The organism is Pseudomonas sp. 91RF, assembly GCF_003576265.1.
In the GTDB taxonomy this organism is placed as follows: Bacteria; Pseudomonadota; Gammaproteobacteria; order Pseudomonadales; family Pseudomonadaceae; genus Aquipseudomonas; species Aquipseudomonas kribbensis.
Map to the genome: position 1 here is coordinate 51,850 of NZ_QWFC01000041.1, position 24,023 is coordinate 75,872.

A 24,023-nucleotide genomic window follows, 5' to 3' on the forward strand; every position below is an offset into this window, starting at 1 on the left:
AACGAGAGAAGCGAAATGTCCGAAGACAACATCCTCACCGCTGACGGCTGGATTCGCGGCCGGCTGATCCACGAACACGGCAGAGTCGTGTCCATCGAAGGCGTGCCCTGCGACCCGGCGGACAACGACCTGCCTTACCTGCTGCCGGGTTTCATCGACCTGCACGTCCACGGCGGTGGCGGCAAAGACATCATGGAAGGCACCAGCGCCTTCGAGACCATCACCCGGACCCACGTACGCTTCGGCACCACCTCGCTGTTGGCCACCACCATGACCGCGCCGAGTGCCGAGATTGCCAGCGTGCTCAAGGATGTCGGCGAATTCTGTGAGCAGCGTCCGAAAGGTGCCGCCCGGGTCCTCGGCGTTCACCTCGAAGGTCCGTACATCAATCCCGGCAAACTCGGTGCCCAGCCGAACTTCGCCCACACCGCGCTGATGGCCGAAGTTGAAGAGTATCTGGCACTGGCGCCGATTCGGGTGATCACTATCGCCCCGGAAATCGCCGGCCATGACGGCTTGATTCGCGAACTGAGCCGCCGCGGCATCCGCATGCAGATCGGCCACACCCTCGGCAGTTACGAGGAAGGCGTCGCCGCCCTCGAAGCCGGCGCCACCAGTTTCACTCACCTGTACAACGCCATGAGCCCGCTGCATCACCGCGAACCGGGCATCGTCGGCGCGGCACTGGCCCACGCCAAGTTCGCTGAACTGATCCCGGACTTGCTGCACGTGCACCCCGGCGCAATCCGCGTGGCCCTGCGCTCGATTCCGTGCCTGTACTGCGTCACCGATTCGACCGCCGCCGCCGGCATGCCCGATGGCGAATACAAGCTCGGCAGCCACACCGTCACCAAATGCCTGGGCGGCGTGCGCCTGCCGGACGGCACGCTGGCCGGCAGCACCCTGACCATGGATCAGGCCTTGCGCAATCTGGTGAAGATCGGTCTGCCGATCGCCGAGGCCTCGCAACGTCTTTCGCAATTCCCCGCCGACTACCTCGGCATCACCGAACGCGGGCGCCTTGCACCTGGCGCCTGGGCCGACTGCGTGCGGCTGGATCGCTCACTCACACTGACCGCCGTCATGGTCGAAGGAGAAGACATTGACTTCAAAAATGCTTGAGGAGGCGCTGTCCTCGTTCGAGGCCGTGCAAGCCCAACTGCAACAGCTCGATGGCTCGATGATCGAGATCGCCGGTCGCCTGCGCCGTCAGCCGCCGCAAGTGGCGATGACCGTCGCCCGTGGCAGTTCCGACCATGCGGCCAGTTATTTCGCCTACCTGACCATGCAGCAACTGGGGATTCCGGTGGCGTCACTGCCGATGTCGGTGGTCACCATGCAACAGGCGCCGTTGAAGGTCAGCGGTCAGGTAGCGTTCGCGTTTTCCCAGTCGGGCCAGAGCCCGGACCTGGTCAACAGCCTGCGTCTGCTGCGCAAGCGCGGCGCCTTGAGCGTGTCGATGGTCAACGCCTCTGATTCGCCGCTGGAGGCCGCGTGCGAATTCAGCCTGCCGCTGCTGGCCGGCACCGAAAGCAGCGTCGCCGCGACCAAGAGTTTCATCGCCACCCTCAGCGCCAGCGCCCGCCTGATCGCCCACTGGAAAGAAGACAGTGAATTGCTGGAGGCGCACAACGCCCTGCCCGAAGGCTTGCGTGATGCCGCGCAACAGGACTGGAGCCCGGCCATCGATGCCCTGCGCGATTGTGAGCGTTTGATGGTGATCGGCCGTGGCGCCGGTTTTGCCATCGCCCAGGAAGCCGCGCTGAAATTCAAGGAAACCTCGGCGATCCAGGCCGAAGCCTTCAGCAGCGCCGAAGTGCGTCACGGCCCGATGGCCCTGATCGATGCCAACTACCCATTGCTGGTGTTTGCCCCGCGCGGCGCCGAGCAGGCCGGCCTGCTGAGCCTGGCGGCGGAAATGCGTCAGCGTGGTGCCCGTGTATTGCTGGCGGCGCCGGATGATGTGCTCGAACGCGACCTGACCCTGAGCCGTGCCGAACACCCGGCGCTCGATCCGATCCTGGCGATCCAGAGCTTCTACGTGATGGCCGCCAACCTGGCCGTGGCCCGTGGCATGGACCCGGATCAGCCGCGGCACCTGAGCAAAGTCACCCGTACGCACTGAGTCCGAACCGAACGTTTTCCTGATGAGACCGAGCCATGCACAACAACAATAAAGAGCTGACTTTAAGCGCCCCGCTCAGCGGCCCGGTGCTCACGCTCGCCAAAGTTCCGGACGCGGTGTTCGCCAGCGGCGCGATGGGCGATGGCATTGCCATCGATCCGCTGAACGACACCCTTTATTCGCCTTGCGCCGGGGTGGTGATCCACGTCGCCCGCACCGGCCATGCAGTGACCGTGCGAGCCGACAACGGCGCGGAAATCCTCCTGCACCTGGGGCTCGACACCGTCGAGTTGCAGGGCGAAGGTTTCTCGATGCTGGTCAAGGAAGGCACGCGGGTCAGCAGTGGCCAGCCATTGCTGCGCTATGACCTGGACAAGGTCGGCCGTCAGTGCAAAAGCCTGGTCAGCCTGTTGATCCTGACCAACAGCCAGGATTTCCAGGCGCGCCCCATCACCCTGAAAACAGTGAAGGTCGGCGAGCCGCTGTTGCACATCGTCGCTCGTCACAGTGCAGCGGCGAACACAGAAGAACTCGGCGGGCCGGAAGTTCACGGTCACGTGCGGGTCGCCCATCGCGGTGGTCTGCATGCACGTCCGGCGGCGTTGATTCGCCAGACGGCGCAAGGTTTCAAGAGTCAGTCGCAGCTGCATTTCGCCGGCAAATCGGCGCCGTGCAACAGCCTCATCGGTTTGATGGGCCTGGCGATTGGCGAACAGGACGAAGTGCAAGTCAGTTGCCAGGGTTCCGACGCGCAAGCGGCATTGCAAGCCTTGCTCACTGCACTGGCTACCGCCCTGCCGGAGGATCATCACGCCGCTGCACCGGTTGCTGCCGCGCCGCGCAATCGCCCGGCCGAGGCCGGCGTGTTGCACGGCGTGTGCGCTGCACCGGGTCTGGTCGGCGGGCCGCTGTTTCGCCTGAACGCGATCAGCCTGCCGGCGGACGCCGGCAATCATCAGCCCGAGCACCAATTGCAGATCCTCGATACGGCGCTGAATCAGGTTCGCAGCGAAATCAACGGCACCCTCGCCCAGGCGAAAAAACAGCGTAATGCCGACGAAGAAGCGATCTTCGCCGCGCACCTGGCGCTGCTGGAAGACCCGGCCCTGCTCGACGCCGCACAGCAATCGATTGAAACCGGCACTGCGGCGACTCACGCCTGGAGCCAATCCATCGACACGCAATGCGAAGTGCTGCAAAACACCGGCAGCCCGTTGCTCGCCGAGCGCGCCAATGATCTGCGGGATTTGAAACAACGAGTTCTGCGTGCCCTGCTTGGTGAAGCCTGGCATTACGAAGTGCCGGCCGGTGCCATCGTCGCCGCCCACGAATTGACCCCTTCTGACCTGCTGCAACTGAGCGCGCAAGGTGTTGCCGGCTTGTGCATGGCCGAAGGTGGCGCGACTTCCCACGTGGCGATTCTGGCCCGGGGCAAAGGCCTGCCGTGCATGGTCGCACTGGGCTCGGCGCTGCTCGATCAAACGCAAGGCCAATCGGTGGTGCTCGATGCCGATGGCGGGCGCCTCGAACTGACGCCGAATGCCCTGCGTCTGGCCGAAGTCCAACAAGCGCAAATCGACCGTCAGCAACGTCGCGATGCGCAGCAAGCCAAAGCCCATTTGCCAGCCGAAACCCGCAATAGCGTGACCATCGAAGTGGTCGCCAACGTCGCCTCCAGCCATGAAGCGGCGGATGCGTTTGCCAATGGCGCCGATGGCATCGGCCTGCTGCGCACCGAGTTTCTGTTCGTTGATCGCCACACCGCGCCGGACGTCGAAGAACAGCGCGCCGCCTATCAGGCGGTGATCGATGCCATGGGCGACAAGTCGGTGATCATCCGCACCATCGACGTCGGTGGCGACAAACAACTCGATTACCTGCCACTGCCGGTGGAAGCCAACCCGGTGCTCGGTCTGCGGGGTATTCGCATGGCCCAGGCCCGCCCGGAAATCCTCGATCAGCAACTGCGCGCCCTGCTGCAAGTCAGCCCGTTGCAGCGCTGCCGGATCCTGCTGCCGATGGTCACCGAAGTCGACGAACTGCTGCACATCCGCCAACGGGTCGATGCGTTGTGCCTGGAACTGGGGATCAATCAACGTCCGGAAATCGGCGTGATGATCGAAGTCCCGGCCGCCGCGCTACAAGCCCAACAACTGGCCGAACACGCCGACTTCCTGTCCATCGGCACCAACGACCTGTCGCAATACACCCTGGCCATGGACCGCGACCACGCCGGCCTCGCCGCACGGGTCGATGCCTTGCACCCTGCGCTGCTGCGCCTGATCGCCATGACCTGCGAAGGCGCGGCGGTGCACAAGCGTTGGGTCGGCGTATGCGGCGCCCTCGCTTCCGATCCGCTGGCGACGCCGGTGTTGATCGGCCTGGGCGTGACCGAGCTGTCGGTGAGCCCGGTACAAATTGGTGAAATCAAGGATCGCGTGCGCCAGCTGCACGAAGCCGAATGCCAACGCCTCGCCCGGGACTTGCTCAAGCTGAACAGCGCCGCCGCGGTGCGTCATGCCTGTCATCAACATTGGCCACTGCGCTAACAAAAACAACAAGGACAAACGCCATGTACCAACTCTTCATCGAAGGCCTGCAACGCCTCGGCCGGGCGCTGATGCTGCCCATCGCGATCTTGCCGATTGCCGGTCTGCTGCTGCGCCTGGGCGATACCGACCTCCTGAACATCGCGATCATCCACGACGCCGGTCAGGTGATCTTCGCCAACCTGGCGATGATCTTCGCCATCGGTATCGCCGTCGGGTTCGCCAAGGACAACAACGGCACTGCAGGTCTGGCCGGGGTGATCGGTTATCTGGTGATGATCTCCACGCTCAAGGTGCTCGACGCCAGCATCAACATGGGCATGCTCGCCGGGATCGTCAGCGGCCTGATGGCCGGCGCGCTGTACAACCGCTTCAAGGACATCAAGTTGCCGGAGTACCTGGCGTTCTTCGGCGGCCGGCGCTTCGTGCCGATCGTCACCGGTTTCGCGGCGGTCGGTCTGGGCGTGCTGTTCGGCTACATCTGGCCGCCGATCCAGCACGGCATCAACAGCTTCGGCAGCCTGATGATGGAAAGCGGCAGCTTCGGCGCCTTCGTCTTCGGCGTGTTCAACCGCCTGCTGATCGTCACCGGCCTGCACCACATCCTCAACAACATGGCGTGGTTCGTGTTCGGCAACTTCACCGACCCGACCACCGGCGCCTTGGTCACCGGCGACCTCTCACGCTACTTCGCAGGTGATCCGAAGGGCGGCCAGTTCATGACCGGCATGTTCCCGATGATGATCTTCGGACTTCCCGCCGCGTGCCTGGCGATGTACCGCAACGCCCTGCCGGAACGGCGCAAGGTAATGGGCGGGATCTTCCTGTCGATGGCCCTGACCTCGTTCCTGACCGGAGTCACCGAACCGATCGAGTTCGCCTTCATGTTCCTCGCACCGCTGCTGTATCTGGTGCATGCGCTGCTGACCGGCCTGTCGATGGCGATCACCAACGCCTTGAACATACATCTGGGCTTCACCTTCTCCGGCGGCTTCATCGACATGGTGCTGGGCTGGGGCAAGTCAACCAATGGCTGGCTGGTGATTCCGGTGGGCCTGGCCTACGCGGTCATCTATTACGCAGTGTTCGATTTCTGCATCCGCCGCTTCAACCTGAAGACACCGGGGCGTGAAGATGTTGCCACCGCCGACAAAGCGGTACTGACCGAGAACGAACGTGCCGGCGCTTACATAAAGGCACTCGGTGGTGCGGAGAATCTGGTGACTGTCGGCGCGTGCACTACGCGGCTGCGACTGGAAATGGTCGATCGCAACAAGGCCTCGGATGCTGATTTGAAAGCACTGGGTGCAATGGCGGTTGTGCGTCCGGGCAAGGGTGGGAGTTTGCAGGTGGTTGTCGGGCCGATGGCCGACAGCATTGCCGATGAGATTCGACTGGCGATGCCGGCGTTGGGGCGTGCCGTAGTGGCTGCTCCTGTCGCAGTCATCGAAACCAGCGAACCGGTTGCAGTCGCTGCACCGCTGGCACAGCAATGGCTGACCGCTCTGGGCGGCAGCGACAATGTGCTGCAACTCGACTGCATCGCCATGAGCCGGATTCGCCTGCAACTGGCTGATGGCAAGGCGCTGTCGGAAAGCCGATTGAAAGAGCTCGGCTGCTTGGGTGTGAGCGCGCTGGAGGGCGGCGTTTGGCACTTGCTCGTGGGCGAGCGGGCGCAGAGTTTGAGTGCGGCGCTGGAGGGGTTGGTGAATCGGAGTGAGGTGAGTGCGAAGGTTTAGGTCCACCACTCAACACGATGAGCGTTAGCTCGAGTAAGGCTCTTGATCTTTTGGCCCCATCGGAAGGCTGAGTGGAGGGATTTATCCGGGGGTGGGAGCGCAGCGACCGTGCGGCGAAGCCGCATGCATCGAGAGGAGGTGCAGCGAAGCAAACCGTAGGCGATGCCCCCGGATGAATACCGGAACGAAGGAACACCGAGCCAAAGCGAGGTGCCGAACGCAGGGGCAAGCCTTTTTGGTTACTTTTGAGGCGTTTGTCAAAAGTGACCCGCCGTAAGGGCGGAACCATAATCCGCAACACCCGAAGAAACGGATATTCACTCAACCCCAAAACCAAAAAACCCGCTGAAATCACTCTCAGCGGGTTTTCCACAACTGCGATCAGAAGATCAAAACTCCTCCAACCGCCAAACCTCATAAGCCGGCGTCTCGTAAGGATGGCTGGCCTTCAAAGCCGCCACCACCCCACGAATCAACTCATCGCCAACAACAAGCTCGACCTTCCACTCCTCGACCCGCTCAACCCGCCCCGCCTCACCAATGAACGGCTGACTGCCGTCCAGAGGTTGAAACTGGCCCAGACCAAGCACCTGCCACGCACAGTGGTCATAGTCACCGATCCGCCCGCCACCGGCAGCGAATACGGCGTCCTTGACCACCTCGACATGACTGTCGGGAACAAAAAACGCGAGCTTGTACACAGCGCTTAGTTCACCCACACACGAGCGTTACGGAACATGCGCATCCAGGGAGCGTCTTCGTTCCAGTCTTCCGAACGCCACGAGTTCTGCACGGCGCGGAACACACGCTCCGGGTGCGGCATCATGATCGTTACGCGACCGTCGCGGCTGGTGAGGCCGGTGATCCCGCGCGGCGAGCCGTTCGGGTTGGCCGGGTAGGCTTCGGTGACCTTGCCGTGGTTGTCGACGAAACGCATCGCCACGCAACCGGACAGATCGGCTTCGAGCAGTGCCTCTTCGCTTTCGAATTCGGCATGGCCTTCACCGTGAGCGATGGCGATCGGCATGCGCGAACCGGCCATGCCCTGCAGGAAGATCGAGTTCGATTCCTGAACCTGAACCATCGCCACGCGCGCTTCGAACTGCTCGGAGCGGTTGCGCACGAAGTGCGGCCAGAACTCGCTGCCCGGGATCAGCTCGTGCAGGTTGGACATCATCTGGCAACCGTTGCACACGCCGAGGGTGAAGCTGTCGTTACGTTCGAAGAAGCCCTGGAACGCATCGCGGGCACGGCTGTTGAACAGCGCGGACTTGGCCCAGCCTTCACCGGCGCCGAGTACGTCGCCGTAGGAGAAACCACCGCAGGCCACCAGACCTTTGAACTCGTTCAGGTCGACACGGCCGGCCAGAATGTCGCTCATGTGCACGTCAATCGCGTTGAAACCGGCGCGGTCGAACGCGGCCGCCATTTCCACCTGACCGTTGACGCCCTGCTCACGCAGCACGGCAACCTGTGGGCGGATGCCTTTCTTGATGTAAGGCGCGGCGATGTCCTGGTTGACGTCGTAGCTCAGCTTGACGCTCAGGCCCGGGTTGTCTTCTTCCAGCAGGGCATCGAACTCCTGCTGGGCGCAGTCGGCGTTGTCGCGCAGACGCTGGATCTGGTAGCTGGTCTCGGCCCACTGACGCTGCAACAGACGACGCTGACCGTCGAATACGGTTTCACCATTGAAGGTGATGATGATCTGACCGTTGTTGATCGGCTGACCGATCACCGAAACGCAGTCGCCCAGACCGGCCGCGCTGAATTGCGCGAGGATGTCCGGGGTGGCGTCCTGGCGAACCTGGATCACCGCACCCAGTTCTTCGTTGAACAGGATGGCGGCGATTTCAGCGGCGTTTTCCGCAACGCTGTCGAGGTTCAGGCTCAGGCCGCAGTGGCCGGCGAAGGCCATTTCCACCACGGAGGTCAGCAGACCACCGTCGGAACGGTCGTGGTACGCCAGCAGGTGACCGTCGGCGTTGAGGCCCTGGATCACGGCGAAGAAGGCTTTCAGGTCTTCGGCGTCGTCGACGTCCGGAGCCTGCTTGCCGAGCTTGCCGTGAACCTGCGCGAGGATCGAGGCGCCCATGCGGTTCTGGCCGCGACCGAGGTCGATCAGGATCAGGTCGGTGGTGCCCTTGTCCATGCGCAGTTCCGGGGTCAGGGTCTGACGGATGTCAGCCACTGGCGCGAAACCGGTCACGATCAGGGACATCGGCGAGGTGACGGTCTTGTCTTCGCCGTTGTCGTTCCAGCGGGTGGCCATGGACATGGAGTCCTTGCCCACCGGAATGGTCAGGCCCAGCTCGGGGCACAGTTCCATGCCGACCGCTTTCACGGTGTCGTACAGACGCGCGTCTTCACCCGGGTGGCCGGCAGCGGACATCCAGTTCGCCGACAGTTTGATGTCGGAGAGCTTGTTGATGCGCGAGGCGGCAATGTTGGTCAGGGTTTCGCCGATGGCCATGCGGCCCGACGCCGGAGCGTCCAGCAGCGCCAGCGGAGTGCGCTCGCCCATTGCCATCGCTTCACCGGTGTAGACGTCGAAACTGGTGGCGGTGACGGCAACGTCGGCCACCGGAACCTGCCATGGGCCGACCATCTGGTCACGGGCCACGAGGCCGGTGATGGTGCGGTCGCCGATGGTGATCAGGAAGCTTTTGCTCGCCACGGCCGGGTGATGCAGGACGCGCTCGATGGAATCGGCGATGTCGAGGTTCGACGGATCGAAGTCATCGCCCAGCTCGGCTTCGCGAACCACCGAACGGTGCATGCGCGGCGCCTTGCCCAGCAACACTTCCAGTGGCATGTCCACCGGGTTGTTGCCAAAGTGGCTATCCGTGACAGTAAGCTGCGGCTCGGCGGTGGCTTCACCAACGACGGCAAACGGGCAACGCTCGCGTTCGCAGATCGCCTTGAAGCGCTCGAAGTCGGCCGGGCCGACTGCCAGAACGTAACGCTCCTGGGATTCGTTGGACCAGATTTCGTGCGGGGCCATGCCCGGCTCGTCGTTTGGAATGTTGCGCAGTTCGAAACGGCCACCGCGGTCGCCGTCGTTGACCAGTTCAGGGAAGGCGTTGGACAGACCGCCCGCGCCCACGTCGTGGATAAAGCTGATCGGGTTCTTGTCGCCCAGTTGCCAGCAACGGTCGATGACTTCCTGGCAGCGACGTTCCATTTCAGGGTTTTCACGCTGAACCGAAGCAAAGTCCAGGTCCGCCGAGCTGGTGCCGGTGGCCATGGAGGAGGCAGCGCCGCCGCCCAGACCGATCAGCATCGCCGGGCCGCCGAGGACGATCAGCTTGGAGCCGACGACGATCTCGCCTTTCTTGACGTGCTCTTCACGGATGTTGCCCATGCCGCCAGCCAGCATGATCGGCTTGTGGTAACCGCGAACTTCGTCACCGTGGGGGGTGGTGATCGACTGTTCAAAGGTACGGAAGTAGCCGGTCAGGGCCGGACGACCGAATTCGTTGTTGAACGCGGCGCCGCCCAGCGGGCCTTCGATCATGATGTCCAGCGCGTTGACGATGCGCTCAGGCTTGCCGTACGGCACTTCCCACGGCTGTTCGAAGCCCGGGATCTGCAGGTTCGACACGGTGAAACCGGTCAGGCCGGCCTTCGGCTTGGCGCCACGACCGGTTGCGCCTTCGTCGCGGATCTCGCCACCGGAACCGGTGGACGCGCCCGGGAACGGTGCGATCGCGGTCGGGTGGTTGTGGGTTTCGACCTTCATCAGGATGTGCACCGGCTCCTGCACCGCGCCGTACTGGCGGGTTTCCGGATCCGGGAAGAAGCGGCCGGCAACGTTGCCGACGATCACCGAAGCGTTGTCCTTGTAAGCGGACAGCACGCCTTCGCTGTGCATCTGATAGGTGTTCTTGATCATGCCGAACAGGCTTTTTTCCTGGCTCTCGCCGTCAATATCCCAACTGGCGTTGAAGATCTTGTGGCGGCAGTGCTCGGAGTTGGCCTGGGCGAACATCATCAGTTCGATGTCGTGCGGATTGCGCTTGAGACCGTTGAAGGCGTTGACCAGGTAATCGATCTCGTCTTCGGCCAGGGCCAGGCCCAGCTCGACGTTGGCCTTCTCCAGCGCGGCGCGGCCACCGCCGAGGATGTCGATGGCGGTCAGCGGCTTCGGCTCGGCGTGGCTGAACAGACCGGCAGCCTGTTCGAGGTTGCCCAGAACGATCTGGGTCATGCGGTCATGCAGTACGTCGGCGATCTGCTGCGCCTGGGCATCGCTGAACTGACCGGCCACATAGAACGCGATACCGCGCTCCAGACGCTGGATCTTGCTCAGGCCGCAGTTGCGGGCGATGTCGCTGGCCTTGCTCGACCATGGCGAGATGGTGCCGAAACGCGGCAACACCAGGAACAGACGACCGGTCGGCTCTTGTACCGGAACGCTTGGACCGTACTTCAGAAGGCGCGCAAGCACCTGCTGTTCGTCGCCGGTCAGGACGCCGGTGACTTCGGCGAAGTGAGCGAATTCAGCATACAGGCCACTGACAGCTGGAACCTTCTGGCTCAGTTGCTCAAGGAGTTTGCTGTGGCGAAAGGCAGAAAGGGCAGGAGCGCCGCGCAGGATCAACATCTTCGGGACAGCCTCGGGAAGGGGTGTGCTTTGAGGCCGTGCATTCTAGCCTAAACCGCCCTCAACATCACCCGAAACGCTACGCACGGTTGCACTCGGACCTCAATCTGTGTTTCTGCCTCTGAAGTCAGATTTAGAGCCTGCGGGACAACAGCTTATTTTTTCTGTCACAAAATGCTGTCCGGCCCCATTCCTGCGGGGTTGCGGGCGCTTTTTCAATCGCTAGCAGACTACCCTTCCACTGTCGAGATATGGCGCCCGTTGCGCTTTGCGTATACTGCGCACATGTTTTCCCCAACGGCTTTGCGTCCGCGGTACGCCAAATGGCTGATCGCTACCGGACTCTTCCTGATGCTCAGTGGCTGTGTTGATAAACCCAACACACTCGAGCGCGTAAAGGAGGATGGTGTGCTGCGGGTGATCACCCGTAACAGCCCCGCCACCTACTTTCAGGATCGCAGCGGCGAGACCGGCTTCGAATACGAGCTGGTGAAGCGCTTCGCCGACGATTTGGGGGTGGAACTGAAGATCGAGACCGCCGACAACCTCGACGACCTGTTCGACCAGATCGGCAAGCCCAACGGCCCGGTACTGGCCGCCGCCGGCCTGGTCAGCAGTGAACAGCGCAAGAAGCAGGTGCGGTTCTCCCATTCCTACCTCGAAGTCACCCCGCAGATCATCTATCGCAACGGCCAGTCCCGGCCGACCGACGCCAGTGAACTGGTCGGCAAGAAGATCATGGTGCTCAAGGGCAGCACCCACGCCGACCAGCTCGCCGAGCTGAAACAGAAATATCCCGGGATCGAATACGAAGAATCCGACGCCGTCGAGGTGGTCGATCTGCTGCGCATGGTCGATGAAGGCCAGATCGACCTGACCCTGGTCGATTCCAACGAAGTGGCGATGAACCAGGTGTACTTCACCAACATCCGCGTCGCCTTCGACCTCGGCGATGCCCGCAGCCAGAGCTGGGCCGTGGCCGCCGGTGAAGACAACAGCCTGCTCAACGAGATCAACAGTTACCTGGACAAGGTGCAGAAGAACGGCACCCTGCAACGTCTGAAGGACCGCTACTACGGCCACGTCGATGTCCTCGGCTACATGGGCGCCACGACCTTCGCCCAGCATTTGCAGCAGCGCCTGCCCAAGTACGAACAGCACTTCAAGACCTACGCCAAGAAAGAGAAAGTCGACTGGCGCCTGCTTGCGGCCATCGGTTATCAGGAATCGCTGTGGCAACCGGCCGTCACTTCGAAGACCGGCGTGCGCGGCCTGATGATGCTGACCCAGAACACTGCACAGGCCATGGGCGTGTCCAACCGCCTCGATCCGAAGCAGAGCATCATGGGCGGCGCGAAGTATCTGGCCTACATGAAGGATCAACTGGATGACTCGATCCAGGAGCCGGATCGTACGTGGTTTGCACTGGCTGCCTACAACGTCGGCAGCGGTCACCTGGACGACGCGCGCAAACTGGCGTCCCGGGAAGGCCTTAACCCGGACAAGTGGCTGGATGTGAAGAAGATGCTGCCACGCCTGTCGCAGAAGCAGTGGTACAGCAAGACCCGCTATGGCTACGCCCGTGGCGGCGAGCCGGTGCATTTCGTGGCGAACATCCGTCGCTACTACGACATCCTGACCTGGGTGACCCAGCCGCAGCTTGAAGGCGATCAGATCGCCGAAGGCAATCTGCATGTGCCGGGGATCGACAAGTCCAAACCGGCGCAGGAAAACCCGCCGCTCTGATAGACACTGCGGGAGCCGGCTCCCACAGTGCCTGTGTTGATGCTTAGTGTTTGGCGGCCGCCAGAATCAACGCCTTCATCTCCGAAACCGCCGACTTGAAGCCGACGAACAACGCATGCGCCACCAGCGCGTGACCGATGTTCAGTTCGTTGATGCCCTTGATCGCCGCCACAGCTTCAACGTTGTGGTAGTGCAGACCGTGACCGGCATTGACGATCAGGCCCTGGGCCAGACCGAATGCCACGCCGTCCGCCACACGCTTGAGCTCTTCAGCCACTTGGGTCGGCGTTTCGGCATCGGCGTAACGCCCGGTGTGCAGCTCGATAGCTGGAGCGCCGACCCGTTTCGAGGCAGCGATCTGCCGCTCGTCAGCGTCGATGAACAGCGACACTTCGCTGCCGATCTTCGACAGACGCTCCACCGCAGCCTTGATCCGCTCCTCCTGCCCCGCCACATCCAGACCGCCTTCGGTGGTCAGTTCCTGACGGGTTTCCGGTACCAGGCAGATGTGCGCCGGACGGATGCGCTCGGCGAACGCCATCATTTCTTCGGTGACGCCCATTTCGAAGTTCATGCGGGTTTGCAACACATCCTTGAGCAGCAGCACGTCGCGCTCCTGAATGTGGCGACGGTCTTCGCGAAGGTGCACGGTGATGCCGTCGGCGCCCGCCTCTTCCGCGTCCAGCGCAGCCTTGACCGGATCCGGATAGCGCGTGCCCCGAGCCTGACGCAGGGTGGCGACGTGGTCGATGTTCACGCCAAGAAGAATGCGATTGCTGGTGGTCACGGATGCGCTCCTGAAGGGAAAGATTCGGCGCACAGCATACACGGGGCTACGGTTTGCGAAACAGTTCGCGACTTACGAGAGGACGACCGCCAAGGTGAACAGCAAGTGCCTGGCGCATCAAGCGTTTGGCGGCGGACAACGCGCCCGGGGCCGACCAGTCCGCTTCAGCCATGGCCAGCAGCTCGGTGCCGTTGAACAGGCCGGGCTGCAGCAGATAGACCCGCTCAAGTCCGGCATCCACCTGCAAGCGATAGAGGCCGTCCGCAGCGATGGGCTCGTCATTGATATCGGTGCTCAGGGAGAAGCCATAACCGAGGTCGTCGAGCAGGCGCCATTCGAAGGAACGCAGCAGAGGTTCCAGTGGCCGGCCTTCGGCCAAAGCTAACAAGGTGGCTGCGTAATGATCGAACACTGCGGGATGCGGGTCTTCGGCCGGCAACAGGCGTATCAGTAACTCGTTGAGATAGAGACCGCTGAACAGCGCCTCGCCAACCATCCAGGTCGCGTTACCAACACTCTCCATACGCCCGACGTTCTTCAACTCGCCCTTGCCGCGAAATTCCACTTCCAGCGGCATGAACGGTCGCGCCAGCGTTCCGGCCTTGCCCCGCGCGCTACGCAACACCGCCCGCAGCCGGCCTTGCGGCGTGAGGAAATCCACCAATGCGCTGGTTTCGCGGTAGGCGCGCGAATGCAGGACGTAGGCGGGTTGGGCGGGAGGTGGGCTTTGCGACATTGAATTCTCGATGACGAAATGCGGTTTTACACACAACCCAAAACTACTGTGGGAGCGGGCTTGCTCGCGAAAGCGGTGAATCAGTCAAAGTATATGTCGACTGATACTGCGCATTCGCGGGCAAGCCCGCTCCCACAGGGGGGTTCTTTGATGTCGCAAAAAACCGGTGTTACAGGTCGCCGTAACCCAGTGAACGCAGCGCACGCTCGTCGTCGGACCAGCCGCCCTTCACCTTGACCCACAGGTTGAGCATGATCTTGGAGTCGAACAGCAGCTCCATGTCCTTGCGCGCCTCGGTGCCGATGCGCTTGATGCGCTCGCCCTTGTCACCAATGATGATTTTCTTCTGGCCGTCACGCTCGACGAGGATCAGCGCATGGATGTGCAGGGTTGCACCCTGCTGCTTGAACTCTTCGATTTCCACGGTGATCTGGTACGGCAGCTCGGCGCCGAGCTGGCGCATGATCTTTTCGCGAACCAGTTCGGCGGCGAGGAAGCGGCTGCTGCGGTCGGTGATCTGGTCTTCCGGGAAGAAGTGATCGTTCTCCGGCAGGTGGTCGGCGATGACCTTTTCCAGCGCGTCGAGGTTGTGCCCCTGCTGCGCCGAAATCGGAATGATCTGCGCGTTCGGCAGCTGTTCCTGCAACCAGGACAGGTGTGGCATCAGCTCGGCCTTGTCCTCGATGCGGTCAGTCTTGTTCAGCGCGACGATCAGCGGGCCGGTCACGTACTGCACGCGCTCCAGGACCATCTGGTCTTCTTCGGTCCACTTGGTGCGATCGACCACGAAGATCACCACGTCGACGTCTTTCAACGCTGCCGAGGCGGTCTTGTTCATGTAGCGGTTCAGGGCCTTTTCACCGCCCTTGTGCATGCCGGGAGTGTCGACGTAGATCGCCTGCACGTCGCCTTCGGTCTTGATCCCGAGCATGTTGTGGCGAGTGGTCTGCGGCTTGCGCGAGGTGATCGCGAGCTTCTGGCCGAGGATGTGGTTCAGCAGCGTGGACTTGCCCACGTTCGGACGGCCGACGATGGCAACGTAGCCACAGCGAGTTGCGTTTGTATCAGTCATTGCCATTCTCCACACCCAGGGCAATCAGTGCTGCGGCGGCCGCTACCTGTTCGGCAATGCGACGGCTCACACCCTGACCCCGGCTTTTTTCATTCAATAGGACAACTTCGCACTCGACGAAGAAGGTACGGCAGTGCGGCTCGCCCTGGATATCCACGACTTCGTAGCGTGGCAGCTCGCAACCGCGCGATTGCAGGAATTCCTGCAGGCGGGTCTTCGGATCCTTGTTGGTGTCGACCAGCGTCAGGCCTTCGAACTCGCCGGCCAGCCAGGCCAGGACGCGCTCGCGGGCGACTTCCATGCCGGCATCGAGATAGATCGCGCCGATCAGCGCTTCCAGGGCATCGGCCAGAATCGACTCGCGACGGAAACCGCCGCTTTTCAGCTCACCGGAACCCAGGCGCAGGTATTCGCCCAGATCGAAACCACGGGCCAGAACGGCCAGGGTCTCGCCTTTCACCAGACGTGCGCGCAAACGCGACAACTGGCCTTCGCGGGCCAGCGGGAAGCGCTCGAACAGGGCTTCACCGGCGACGAAGTTGAGGATCGCATCGCCGAGGAACTCCAGGCGCTCGTTGTTGCGTCCGGCAAAACTGCGGTGCGTGAGGGCCAGGACCATCAGTTCCTGGTCCTTGAAGGTGTAACCGAGCTGACGCTCGAGACGGCTGAGAGAAACGCTCACGGTTTGACCACGCTGAGTTCGTGGCTGGATTCCACCGCCATCGCCGGGATACGGCGCAGGCCTGGGACAATTAACGCTGTGTTCAAAAATGACGTCCTGAATATCGTGGCTTCATGCCCCGGAGCCGGTTGTGCCGACGCCAGAAATGCATTCGGCGCTGTGGTCAACAGCGCCGTGATTGTTTACTTGATCAGGCCGACCCGCGAGAAATTCGGCAGGTGGCTGAGTTTCGGTTCCGGCCAGCTCATCCAGACCGCGAAGGCCTTGCCGACGATGTTCTGGTCGGGAACCATGCCCAGCAGATCCTTGGGAATGTTCGGGTCATCCCAGTAGCGACTGTCGTTCGAGTTGTCGCGGTTGTCGCCCATCATGAAGTAGTGCCCGGCCGGCACGGTCCAGGTATGGTCCGGCGTGGCGCGGTAGCGGCTCATTTCCTTGCGGATCAGGTGCTCGGCGGCGCCGAGTTTTTCCTTGTAGAGCTCCGCGCTGCCGAGGGTGCCCGGCTCGGAGCCGACCAGTTGCTCGGCAATCGACTCGCCATTGACGAACAGACGCTTGTCGGCGGTGTAACGCACCGTGTCGCCCGGCAGGCCGACCACACGCTTGATGTAGTTGACGTTCGGATCGCTCGGGTAGCGGAACACCATCACATCGCCGCGTTGCGGATCACCGACTTCGATGACCTTCTTGTCGATCACCGGCAGGCGGATCCCGTAAGAAAACTTGTTCACCAGAATGAAGTCGCCGACGTCCAGGGTCGGTTTCATCGAGCCGGACGGAATCTGGAACGGTTCCACCAGGAACGAACGCAGCACCAGCACGATGAACAGCACCGGGAAGAACGACTTGCCGTATTCGACCAGCAGCGGTTCCTTGTTCAGTTTCTCCACCACCAGCACATCAGGCTGGCTGACACTGCCCTGATAGGAAGCGATGGCGGCGCGCCGACGCGGTGCCAGGATCAACAGATCGAGCAACGCCAACAGGCCGCAGACGAACACGGCGATAACCAGCAACAGCGGGAAATTTAGTGACATAGGACCTGACTATTCCAACCTGAGCACAGCAAGGAAGGCTTCTTGTGGAATTTCCACGTTGCCGACCTGCTTCATGCGTTTCTTACCGGCCTTTTGCTTCTCGAGCAGTTTCTTCTTACGACTGACGTCACCGCCGTAGCATTTGGCCAATACGTTCTTTCTGAGCGCCTTGACGGTTGTCCGGGCGACGATCTGACCGCCAATGGCGGCCTGGATGGCCACGTCGAACATCTGACGAGGAATCAGTTCTTTCATCTTCTCGGTCAGCTGGCGACCTTTGAAGTGCGAATTGTCACGGTGCACGATCAACGCCAGGGCATCGACCTTGTCGCCGTTGATCAGCACGTCCAGTTTCACCAGATTAGCCGATTGGTAACGATCGAAATGGTAGTCCAGCGAAGCATAGCCGCGGCTGGTGGATTTCAGACGGTCGAAGAAGTCGAGGACCACTTCGTTCATCGGCAGGTCGTAGGTCACCTGGACCTGGTTGCCGAGGAACAGCATGTCGACCTGGACACCGCGTTTTTCGATGCACAGGGTGATGACGTTGCCCAGGTGCTCCTGCGGCACCAGGATGTTGGCCCGCACGATCGGCTCGCGCATGTCTTCGATGGACGACACGTCCGGCAGCTTCGACGGGTTGTCGACATAAATCGTTTCACCGGTTTTCAGCACCAGCTCGAAGATTACCGTCGGCGCCGTGGTGATCAGGTCCAGGTCGTATTCGCGCTCCAGGCGCTCCTGGATGATTTCCATGTGCAGCATGCCGAGGAAGCCGCAACGGAAGCCGAAGCCCAAGGCGTCGGAGCTTTCCGGGGTGTACTGCAACGACGAGTCGTTCAGGGTCAGTTTCTGCAGCGCTTCGCGGAAATCCTCGAAGTCGTCGGAGCTGACCGGGAACAGACCGGCGTAAACCTGTGGCTGGATGCGTTTGAAGCCTGGCAGCACTTCAACGTCCGGGGTGGAGCTCAGGGTCAGGGTGTCACCGACCGGTGCACCGTGAATGTCCTTGATGCTGGCGATGATGAAGCCCACTTCGCCGGCCTTGAGGTCTGCGGTGTTGGTGTGCTTCGGGGTGAATACGCCGACGCTGTCGACCAGGTGCACCTTGCCGGTGGATTTCACCAGGATCTTGTCGCCCTTCTTCACGCGGCCGTGACGCACGCGCACCAGGGAGACAACGCCCAGGTAGTTGTCGAACCAGGAGTCGATGATCAACGCTTGCAGCGGATCTTCGATGTTGCCGGTCGGCGCAGGAATGGTGGCGACCAGACGTTCGAGCACTTCGTCGACACCCAGGCCGGTCTTGGCGCTGCAGGTGACGGCGTCGGTGGCGTCGATGCCGATGATCTTTTCGATCTCGTCCTTGACGCGGTCAGGCTCGGCCTGCGGCAGGTCGATCTTGTTCAGTACCGGCATGACCTCCAGGCCCTGCTCGATCGCGGTGTAGCAGTTGGCCACGGACTGGGCTTCTACGCCCTGACCCGCGTCGACCACCAGCAAGGCACCTTCACATGCGGCCAGGGAACGGCTGACTTCGTAGGTGAAGTCGACGTGGCCCGGGGTATCAATGAAGTTCAGCTGATAGGTGACGCCGTCTTTGGCTTTGTAATGGAGGGTAACGCTGTGGGCCTTGATGGTGATCCCGCGTTCGCGTTCCAGCTCCATGGAGTCGAGGACCTGGGCTTCCATCTCGCGATCGGCCAGGCCACCGCACATCTGGATGAATCGGTCAGCCAGCGTCGACTTGCCATGGTCAATGTGGGCGATGATGGAGAAATTGCGGATATGACTCAAATCACTCACGGATCAACACTCAAAAAGGCTGCAGGCTTGGCCCGCCGAAAAATAGCCGGGAATTGTACCTGATACACGGCGCAAGCGTCACGTTCGCCTGTCACCCGGATTGCATGCAAAAACGCCCTGGTCTGGCGACCGGGGCGTTTTTCAAGGTTGAAGCAAGGGTGAAACCTTGTTCATCAACCGGCTCGACGCAGCAACCAGACACCCGCCAGCGCACAGACGCCGGCCGGTACCAGCACCGCGAACAGCGGCGAGAAGCCGAACACCAGGCTGGACGGACCCAGCAGATCCTGGACGATCCGGAAGGTGAACCCCACCAGCACACCGGTGAACACTCGCTGACCCAGGGTCACCGAACGCAACGGACCGAAAATGAAGGAGATCGCCATCAGCACCAGCGCAGCGGTCACCAGCGGCTGCAACACCTTGACCCAAAACGCCAGCCAGTAACGGCCATTGCTCAGCCCCTGATCCGCCAGGTAATGGATATAACCCCACAGGCCGCTGATCGACAGTGCTTCCGGCGCCATGACCACGGTATTCAACAGCTCCGGACTGATGGAAACATCCCAGTCTTCAGTCGGCGTGTTGACGACTTCGGTGCGGCGCTCGTGGAACAGCGTGGTGGTGATATCGGTGAGCTGCCAGCGTTTGCCATCGAATTCGGCGCGCTTGGCGAAGCTCGAACTCAGCAGGTGACGCTCCTTGTCGAAGTGATAGCGGGTCACGCCATACAGCAGGCCATCGGGTTGAACGGCGTTGATATGGATGAACTCGTCACCCTGACGGTGCCACATGCCGTGCTTGGCGCTCTGCGCGTCACCGCTGCCCTGAGCCAGCGAGCGATTGGCCTGAGCCATGCTCTCGGTAGCCGGGGCAACGTATTCACCGATCAGCACGCCGGCCAGCATCAGCACCAGCATCGGCTTCATGACCGCCCAGACGATGCGCCCGATGGACACACCTGCCGCGCGCATCACGGTCAGTTCGCTGCTGCTTGCCAGGCTGCCGAGGCCGATCAGACAGCCGATCAGCGCCGCCATCGGCAGCATGTCGTAGAGCCGGCGCGGTGCGGTCAGCAGTACGAAGCTCAGCACATCGACCAGTGTGTAGGTTTCGCTGACGTCGCCCATTTCGTCGATGAAGGCAAACAGGGTGGCCAGGCCAAGAATGATCGCCAGCACCGCGATGATCGCGATGAACACGCTGCTGCCGATGTAGCGGTCGAGTTTAACCACGGGCCACCTCCAGCGCAGCGCTGCGACGGCTGGCCAGCTTCAGGCGCAGCGGCTCCCAGTACAGCAGGCCGATACCGATGGCCAGGAAGATCGCATGCACCCACCACAGACCCAGGCTCGCCGGAATCTTGCCTTTTTCGAGGGCGCCGCGGGCGGCAATCAGGATGGTCAGGTAAGCCATATAAAGAAGAATCGCCGGCAGCAGCTTGAGGAAGCGCCCTTGGCGCGGATTGACTCGCGACAGCGGCACCGCCATCAGGGTCACGATAAATACCAGCAGCGGCAGCGACAGGCGCCATTGCAATTCGGTTTTCGCACGGATGTCATCGCTGGCCATCAGGGTCGAGGTCGGCATCGCGTCACGATCGGTGACTTCCTCGCTGACATCCGGCTTTGGCAGCAGCACGCCATAGGTTTCGTAATGGATGGCCCGGTAGTTGGCCAGCCCCGGGCTGCCGTCGTAGCGGTAGCCGTTGTGCAGGATCAGGTAACGGTTGCCGTCGGGACGGACTTCCTGCCGGCCTTTTTCGGCCACCAGCACGGAAATCCCGCGATCCGCCTGGTTGGCACCAAGGTTTTTCTGCGAGATGAACACGCTGCCCAGATTGACCCGGTCGTCGCTCAGGGTTTCGGTGTAGGTCACCCGGGTGCCGTCGCGCAACGCCTGGAAACGGCCCGGCTCGAGGGTATCGAACTCGGTCAGGGCGTCCTGCTTGTTCAGCAGCAGCTGGAACTGGTTGGCGCCTTGCGGGGCCAGGCTCAGGCTGAGCCAGGCCACCACCAGTGCCACCAGCGTGGCCGGGAACAGGGTCATGCGGAACAGACGCTGCTGGCTCATGCCAGTGGCCGACAGCACGGTCATTTCGCTTTCAAGATACAACCGGCCGTACGCCAGAAGGATCCCGAGGAACAGGCCCAGCGGCAGGATCAATTGCATGAAACCCGGCAGACGGTAGCCCATGATCAGGAACAGCGATCCCGGATCGAGCTGGCCCGCAGCGGCCTGGGCAAGGTATTTGATGAAACGACCGCTCATGATGATGACCAGCAGCACGGCGCTTACCGCACTCAGGGTCAACAGGACTTCGCGGGACAGATAACGGAAGACGATCAAACCAGACACTCCAGGGTTGTCAGGCTAAGGCGGCCAAACAAGCAAACGTATCGACAGGCCCGCAAGGCAGAGCCGTCGAAAAAAGATGCGGCATTATCCTGTGATTGAGGGCGCCTGTCACTGCGCACACTCACGCAAGCGTGCAATCCGTTGAAGATCGTACAACCTAGGGTTGTCAGGCGCGGTGAGCGAGGTTCAAACTGCCGCCTCTGTCGCAGGCACTGGCCTGCGCCTCTTCTCTCTATAAGCAGGCGACGGCGGACACCGCCGAACGCCTGCGTGTTGACCATTCATTCAGGGATCCGGACATGGAACTGGTTGTAAAAAGCGTTAGCCCAGAAACGTTGAAAACCGCCACCCTGGTGGTTGCCGTCGGCGAAGGCCGCAAACTCGGTGTCGCGGCCAGGCAGGTCGACGAACTGAGCGGCGGCGCCATCAGCGCTGTCCTCAAGCGTGGCGACCTGGCCGGCAAGGTCGGTCAGAGCCTGTTGCTGCACAGCCTGCCAAACCTGAAAGCCGAACGCGTGCTGCTGGTCGGCGTGGGCAAGGATGAAGAACTGGGCGACCGCCCGTTCCGCAAGATCGTTGCCGGCATCCTCAACACCCTCAAGGGCCTGGGCGGCAGCGATGCCGTGCTGGCGCTGGATGAAATCATCGTCAAGGGTCGCGACAGCTACGGCAAGACCCGCCTGCTGGCCGAAACCCTGGTCGACGGCGAATACACCTTCGACCAGTTCAAGAGCCAGAAAGCCGAACCCCGCGCCCTGAAGAAAATCACCCTGCTGACCATCAAGGCTGCGCAAGCCGAAGTGCAACGTGCCGTGAACCACGCCACCGCAATCGCCAACGGCATGGCCTTCACCCGCAACCTGGGCAACCTGCCGCCGAACATCTGCCACCCGACCTTCCTCGGCGAGCAAGCCAAGAACCTGGGCAAAGAGTTCAAGGATCTGAAAGTCGAAGTGCTCGACGAGAAGAAGATCAAATCCCTGGGCATGGGTTCGTTCTACGCTGTTGGCCAGGGCAGCGCCCAGCCGCCACGCCTGATCGTCATGCAATACAACGGCGGCAAGAAATCCGAGAAGCCGTACGCGCTGGTCGGCAAAGGCATCACCTTCGACACCGGCGGCATCAGCCTGAAGCCGGGCGCCGGCATGGACGAGATGAAGTACGACATGGGCGGCGCCGCCAGCGTGTTCGGCACCCTGCGCGCCGTGCTGGAACTGAAGCTGCCGATCAACCTGGTGTGCATCCTGGCCTGCGCCGAAAACATGCCGAGCGGCACCGCTTCGCGTCCGGGCGACATCGTCACCACCATGAGCGGCCAGACCGTGGAAATCCTCAACACCGACGCCGAAGGCCGTCTGGTGCTGTGCGACGCCCTGACCTACTCCGAGCGCTTCAAGCCGCAGGCCGTGATCGACATCGCCACCCTGACCGGTGCCTGCGTCGTAGCCCTGGGCGCCCACACGTCGGGCCTGCTGGGCAACAACGACGAACTGATCGAGCAACTGCTGAGCGCCGGCAAGGCCGCCGACGACCGCGCCTGGCAACTGCCGCTGTTCGATGAATACCAGGAGCAACTGGACAGCCCGTTCGCCGACATCGCCAACATTGGCGGGCCGAAGGCCGGCACCATTACTGCTGCGTGCTTCCTGTCGCGCTTCACCAAGAACCTGAACTGGGCGCACCTGGACATCGCGGGCACCGCGTGGACCAGCGGCGGCAAGGACAAGGGCGCCACCGGCCGTCCGGTTCCTCTGCTGACCCAGTACCTGCTGGATCGCGCCAAGGCCTGAAACCGATGACGGCAGGCGCCGCACCTTTCGAGGGGCGGCGCCTGCTGCTCAGGAACCGCAATGACCAAAGTCGACTTCTACATCCTGCCCAGTGCCGATCCTTCGGCGCGTCTGGATTTCGCCTGCAAGCTCACCGAGAAAGCCTGGCGCATGGGCCACCGCATCTACCTGCATTGCAGCGATGCCGCCCAGCGTGACGACCTCGATGCGCGATTGTGGGCGTTCAAGGGCGAAACCTTCGTGCCCCATGGCCCGGCCGAAAGCGAACCGGAAGGTTTGATCGTGCTTGGACTGGGGGATGACTGCGGCCAGCATCAGGATTTGCTCGTCAACCTCGACCTGAAAGTCCCGGCCTTCGCCAGCAAGTTCGCCCGGGTGGCGGAAGTGGTGGTGGAAGATCCGGTGATCCGCGCAGCTGCGCGGGAGAGTTTCCGTTTCTACCGGGAACAGGGCTATCCTCTGCAAGACCACCGTTTACAGCGACTCTGAGTACGCCGATGGACACTCCAAAACCGCTGCAAAAACCTGCGCACCTGCTGGATGACCTCGAATCGATCCGCCAGTTGCTCGGCGATGACAACCTGCAACCGCCACTTTTGACCGAGACGGTCGATGATGGCGAACAGGAACAGATTCCGATGTTGTTCGATTCGGTCGCCACCGAGCCACCCGATGTCGAACCGCCACCAGCCCACGTCGCGAAACCCGCCACCGCGCCCGTCGCACCTGTGGATAAAGGCCCCGACGCGCTGCTGCACCTGGACAGCGAACTGCGCGCCGCTGCGCAATTGATCATGCAAGACGTGATCGACGACTTCGCCCCGCACATTGAAACAGAGATCAAACGTCGGCTGGATGCGAGGATGGAACGGCTTCTGAGCCAGTACGAGTAACTCCCCTATCTCCTGTGGGAGCTGGCCTGCCAGCGATAGCATCACCGCACCTTTCCTGAAAAACCGCGGCGCCTGCATCGCCTGTCTCTTATACACATCT

The 24,023-nt window shown here is 62.0% G+C and carries 18 protein-coding genes; 8 read left to right on the top strand and 10 right to left on the bottom strand.

Annotated features, from left to right (window positions below):
- Positions 1-15 precede the first annotated feature (15 nt).
- Genes nagA through nagE form a run of 4 tightly spaced genes read left to right on the top strand, consistent with a single transcriptional unit; the run spans position 16 to position 6,413 of the window.
- Positions 16-1,122 (top strand): N-acetylglucosamine-6-phosphate deacetylase, encoded by a 1,107-nt coding sequence (gene nagA / locus DXT77_RS21320; RefSeq protein WP_119429035.1) that lies wholly within the window; start codon positions 16-18, stop codon positions 1,120-1,122.
- Positions 1,115-2,125 carry an SIS domain-containing protein gene (locus DXT77_RS21325; RefSeq protein ID WP_114881509.1) on the top strand — a complete coding sequence of 337 codons (1,011 nt, stop codon included), beginning with the start codon at positions 1,115-1,117 and terminating at the stop codon, positions 2,123-2,125. Before nagA ends, DXT77_RS21325 begins: the two co-directional genes overlap by 8 nt.
- A 35-nt stretch (positions 2,126-2,160) precedes the next feature.
- Positions 2,161-4,674: a phosphoenolpyruvate--protein phosphotransferase gene (gene ptsP, locus DXT77_RS21330; RefSeq protein WP_119429036.1), complete on the top strand. Its 2,514-nt coding sequence runs from the start codon at positions 2,161-2,163 to the stop codon at positions 4,672-4,674.
- A gap of 23 nt (positions 4,675-4,697) precedes the next feature.
- Positions 4,698-6,413: an N-acetylglucosamine-specific PTS transporter subunit IIBC gene (gene nagE, locus DXT77_RS21335; protein WP_119429037.1), complete on the top strand. Its 1,716-nt coding sequence runs from the start codon at positions 4,698-4,700 to the stop codon at positions 6,411-6,413.
- A gap of 389 nt (positions 6,414-6,802) precedes the next feature.
- On the opposite strand, the gene DXT77_RS21340 is transcribed toward nagE, so the two are convergent.
- Both DXT77_RS21340 and purL read right to left on the bottom strand, forming a co-directional pair.
- Positions 6,803-7,114, bottom strand: a complete 312-nt coding sequence (locus DXT77_RS21340; protein WP_119429049.1) for a YqfO family protein — start codon at positions 7,112-7,114, stop codon at positions 6,803-6,805.
- A 5-nt stretch (positions 7,115-7,119) separates the two neighbouring features.
- Positions 7,120-11,016, bottom strand: a complete 3,897-nt coding sequence (purL, locus tag DXT77_RS21345; protein ID WP_119429038.1) for a phosphoribosylformylglycinamidine synthase — start codon at positions 11,014-11,016, stop codon at positions 7,120-7,122.
- Between the two features lie 285 nt (positions 11,017-11,301).
- On the opposite strand from purL, the gene mltF reads away from it, so the two are divergent.
- Positions 11,302-12,762, top strand: coding sequence for a membrane-bound lytic murein transglycosylase MltF (mltF, locus tag DXT77_RS21350; RefSeq protein ID WP_119429039.1), 1,461 nt, complete (start codon positions 11,302-11,304; stop codon positions 12,760-12,762).
- 43 nt (positions 12,763-12,805) lie between these two features.
- Here the strand turns inward: mltF and pdxJ are convergent, their stop codons facing one another.
- The 8 genes from pdxJ to lptF form a co-directional block, all read right to left on the bottom strand.
- On the bottom strand, positions 12,806-13,549 hold the full coding sequence (pdxJ, locus tag DXT77_RS21355) for a pyridoxine 5'-phosphate synthase (RefSeq protein WP_119429040.1): 744 nt from the start codon (positions 13,547-13,549) through the stop codon (positions 12,806-12,808).
- Positions 13,550-13,595: 46 nt separating this feature from the next.
- Positions 13,596-14,285, bottom strand: coding sequence for a DNA repair protein RecO (gene recO / locus DXT77_RS21360; RefSeq protein WP_119429041.1), 690 nt, complete (start codon positions 14,283-14,285; stop codon positions 13,596-13,598).
- A 169-nt stretch (positions 14,286-14,454) separates the two neighbouring features.
- On the bottom strand, positions 14,455-15,357 hold the full coding sequence (gene era / locus DXT77_RS21370) for a GTPase Era (RefSeq protein ID WP_011332590.1): 903 nt from the start codon (positions 15,355-15,357) through the stop codon (positions 14,455-14,457).
- Positions 15,350-16,039, bottom strand: coding sequence for a ribonuclease III (rnc, locus tag DXT77_RS21375; RefSeq protein WP_085711665.1), 690 nt, complete (start codon positions 16,037-16,039; stop codon positions 15,350-15,352). Before rnc ends, era begins: the two co-directional genes overlap by 8 nt.
- A 182-nt stretch (positions 16,040-16,221) precedes the next feature.
- A complete protein-coding gene (gene lepB / locus DXT77_RS21380) occupies positions 16,222-17,076 on the bottom strand; it encodes a signal peptidase I (RefSeq protein ID WP_065261873.1) in 855 nt (284 codons plus the stop codon).
- Positions 17,077-17,085: 9 nt separating this feature from the next.
- Positions 17,086-18,882, bottom strand: coding sequence for a translation elongation factor 4 (gene lepA, locus DXT77_RS21385; RefSeq protein WP_119429042.1), 1,797 nt, complete (start codon positions 18,880-18,882; stop codon positions 17,086-17,088).
- 173 nt (positions 18,883-19,055) lie between these two features.
- Complete coding sequence (lptG, locus tag DXT77_RS21390; protein WP_119429043.1) at positions 19,056-20,117, bottom strand: LPS export ABC transporter permease LptG; 1,062 nt, start codon at positions 20,115-20,117, stop codon at positions 19,056-19,058.
- Complete coding sequence (gene lptF / locus DXT77_RS21395) at positions 20,110-21,231, bottom strand: LPS export ABC transporter permease LptF (RefSeq protein ID WP_119429044.1); 1,122 nt, start codon at positions 21,229-21,231, stop codon at positions 20,110-20,112. Before lptF ends, lptG begins: the two co-directional genes overlap by 8 nt.
- A gap of 308 nt (positions 21,232-21,539) precedes the next feature.
- Between lptF and DXT77_RS21400 the strand changes: the two genes are divergently transcribed.
- From DXT77_RS21400 to DXT77_RS21410, 3 genes are read left to right on the top strand one after another with little or no spacing between them, the layout of a single operon-like run.
- Positions 21,540-23,030 (top strand): leucyl aminopeptidase, encoded by a 1,491-nt coding sequence (locus tag DXT77_RS21400; RefSeq protein WP_119429045.1) that lies wholly within the window; start codon positions 21,540-21,542, stop codon positions 23,028-23,030.
- Between the two features lie 60 nt (positions 23,031-23,090).
- The gene (locus tag DXT77_RS21405; RefSeq protein ID WP_119429046.1) at positions 23,091-23,519 is read left to right on the top strand and encodes a DNA polymerase III subunit chi; all 429 of its coding nucleotides are present in this window, start codon (positions 23,091-23,093) and stop codon (positions 23,517-23,519) included.
- Between the two features lie 8 nt (positions 23,520-23,527).
- Entirely contained in the window at positions 23,528-23,923 is a 396-nt protein-coding gene (locus tag DXT77_RS21410; RefSeq protein WP_119429047.1) for a DNA polymerase III subunit chi, read from the top strand.
- Positions 23,924-24,023: the final 100 nt, after the last annotated feature.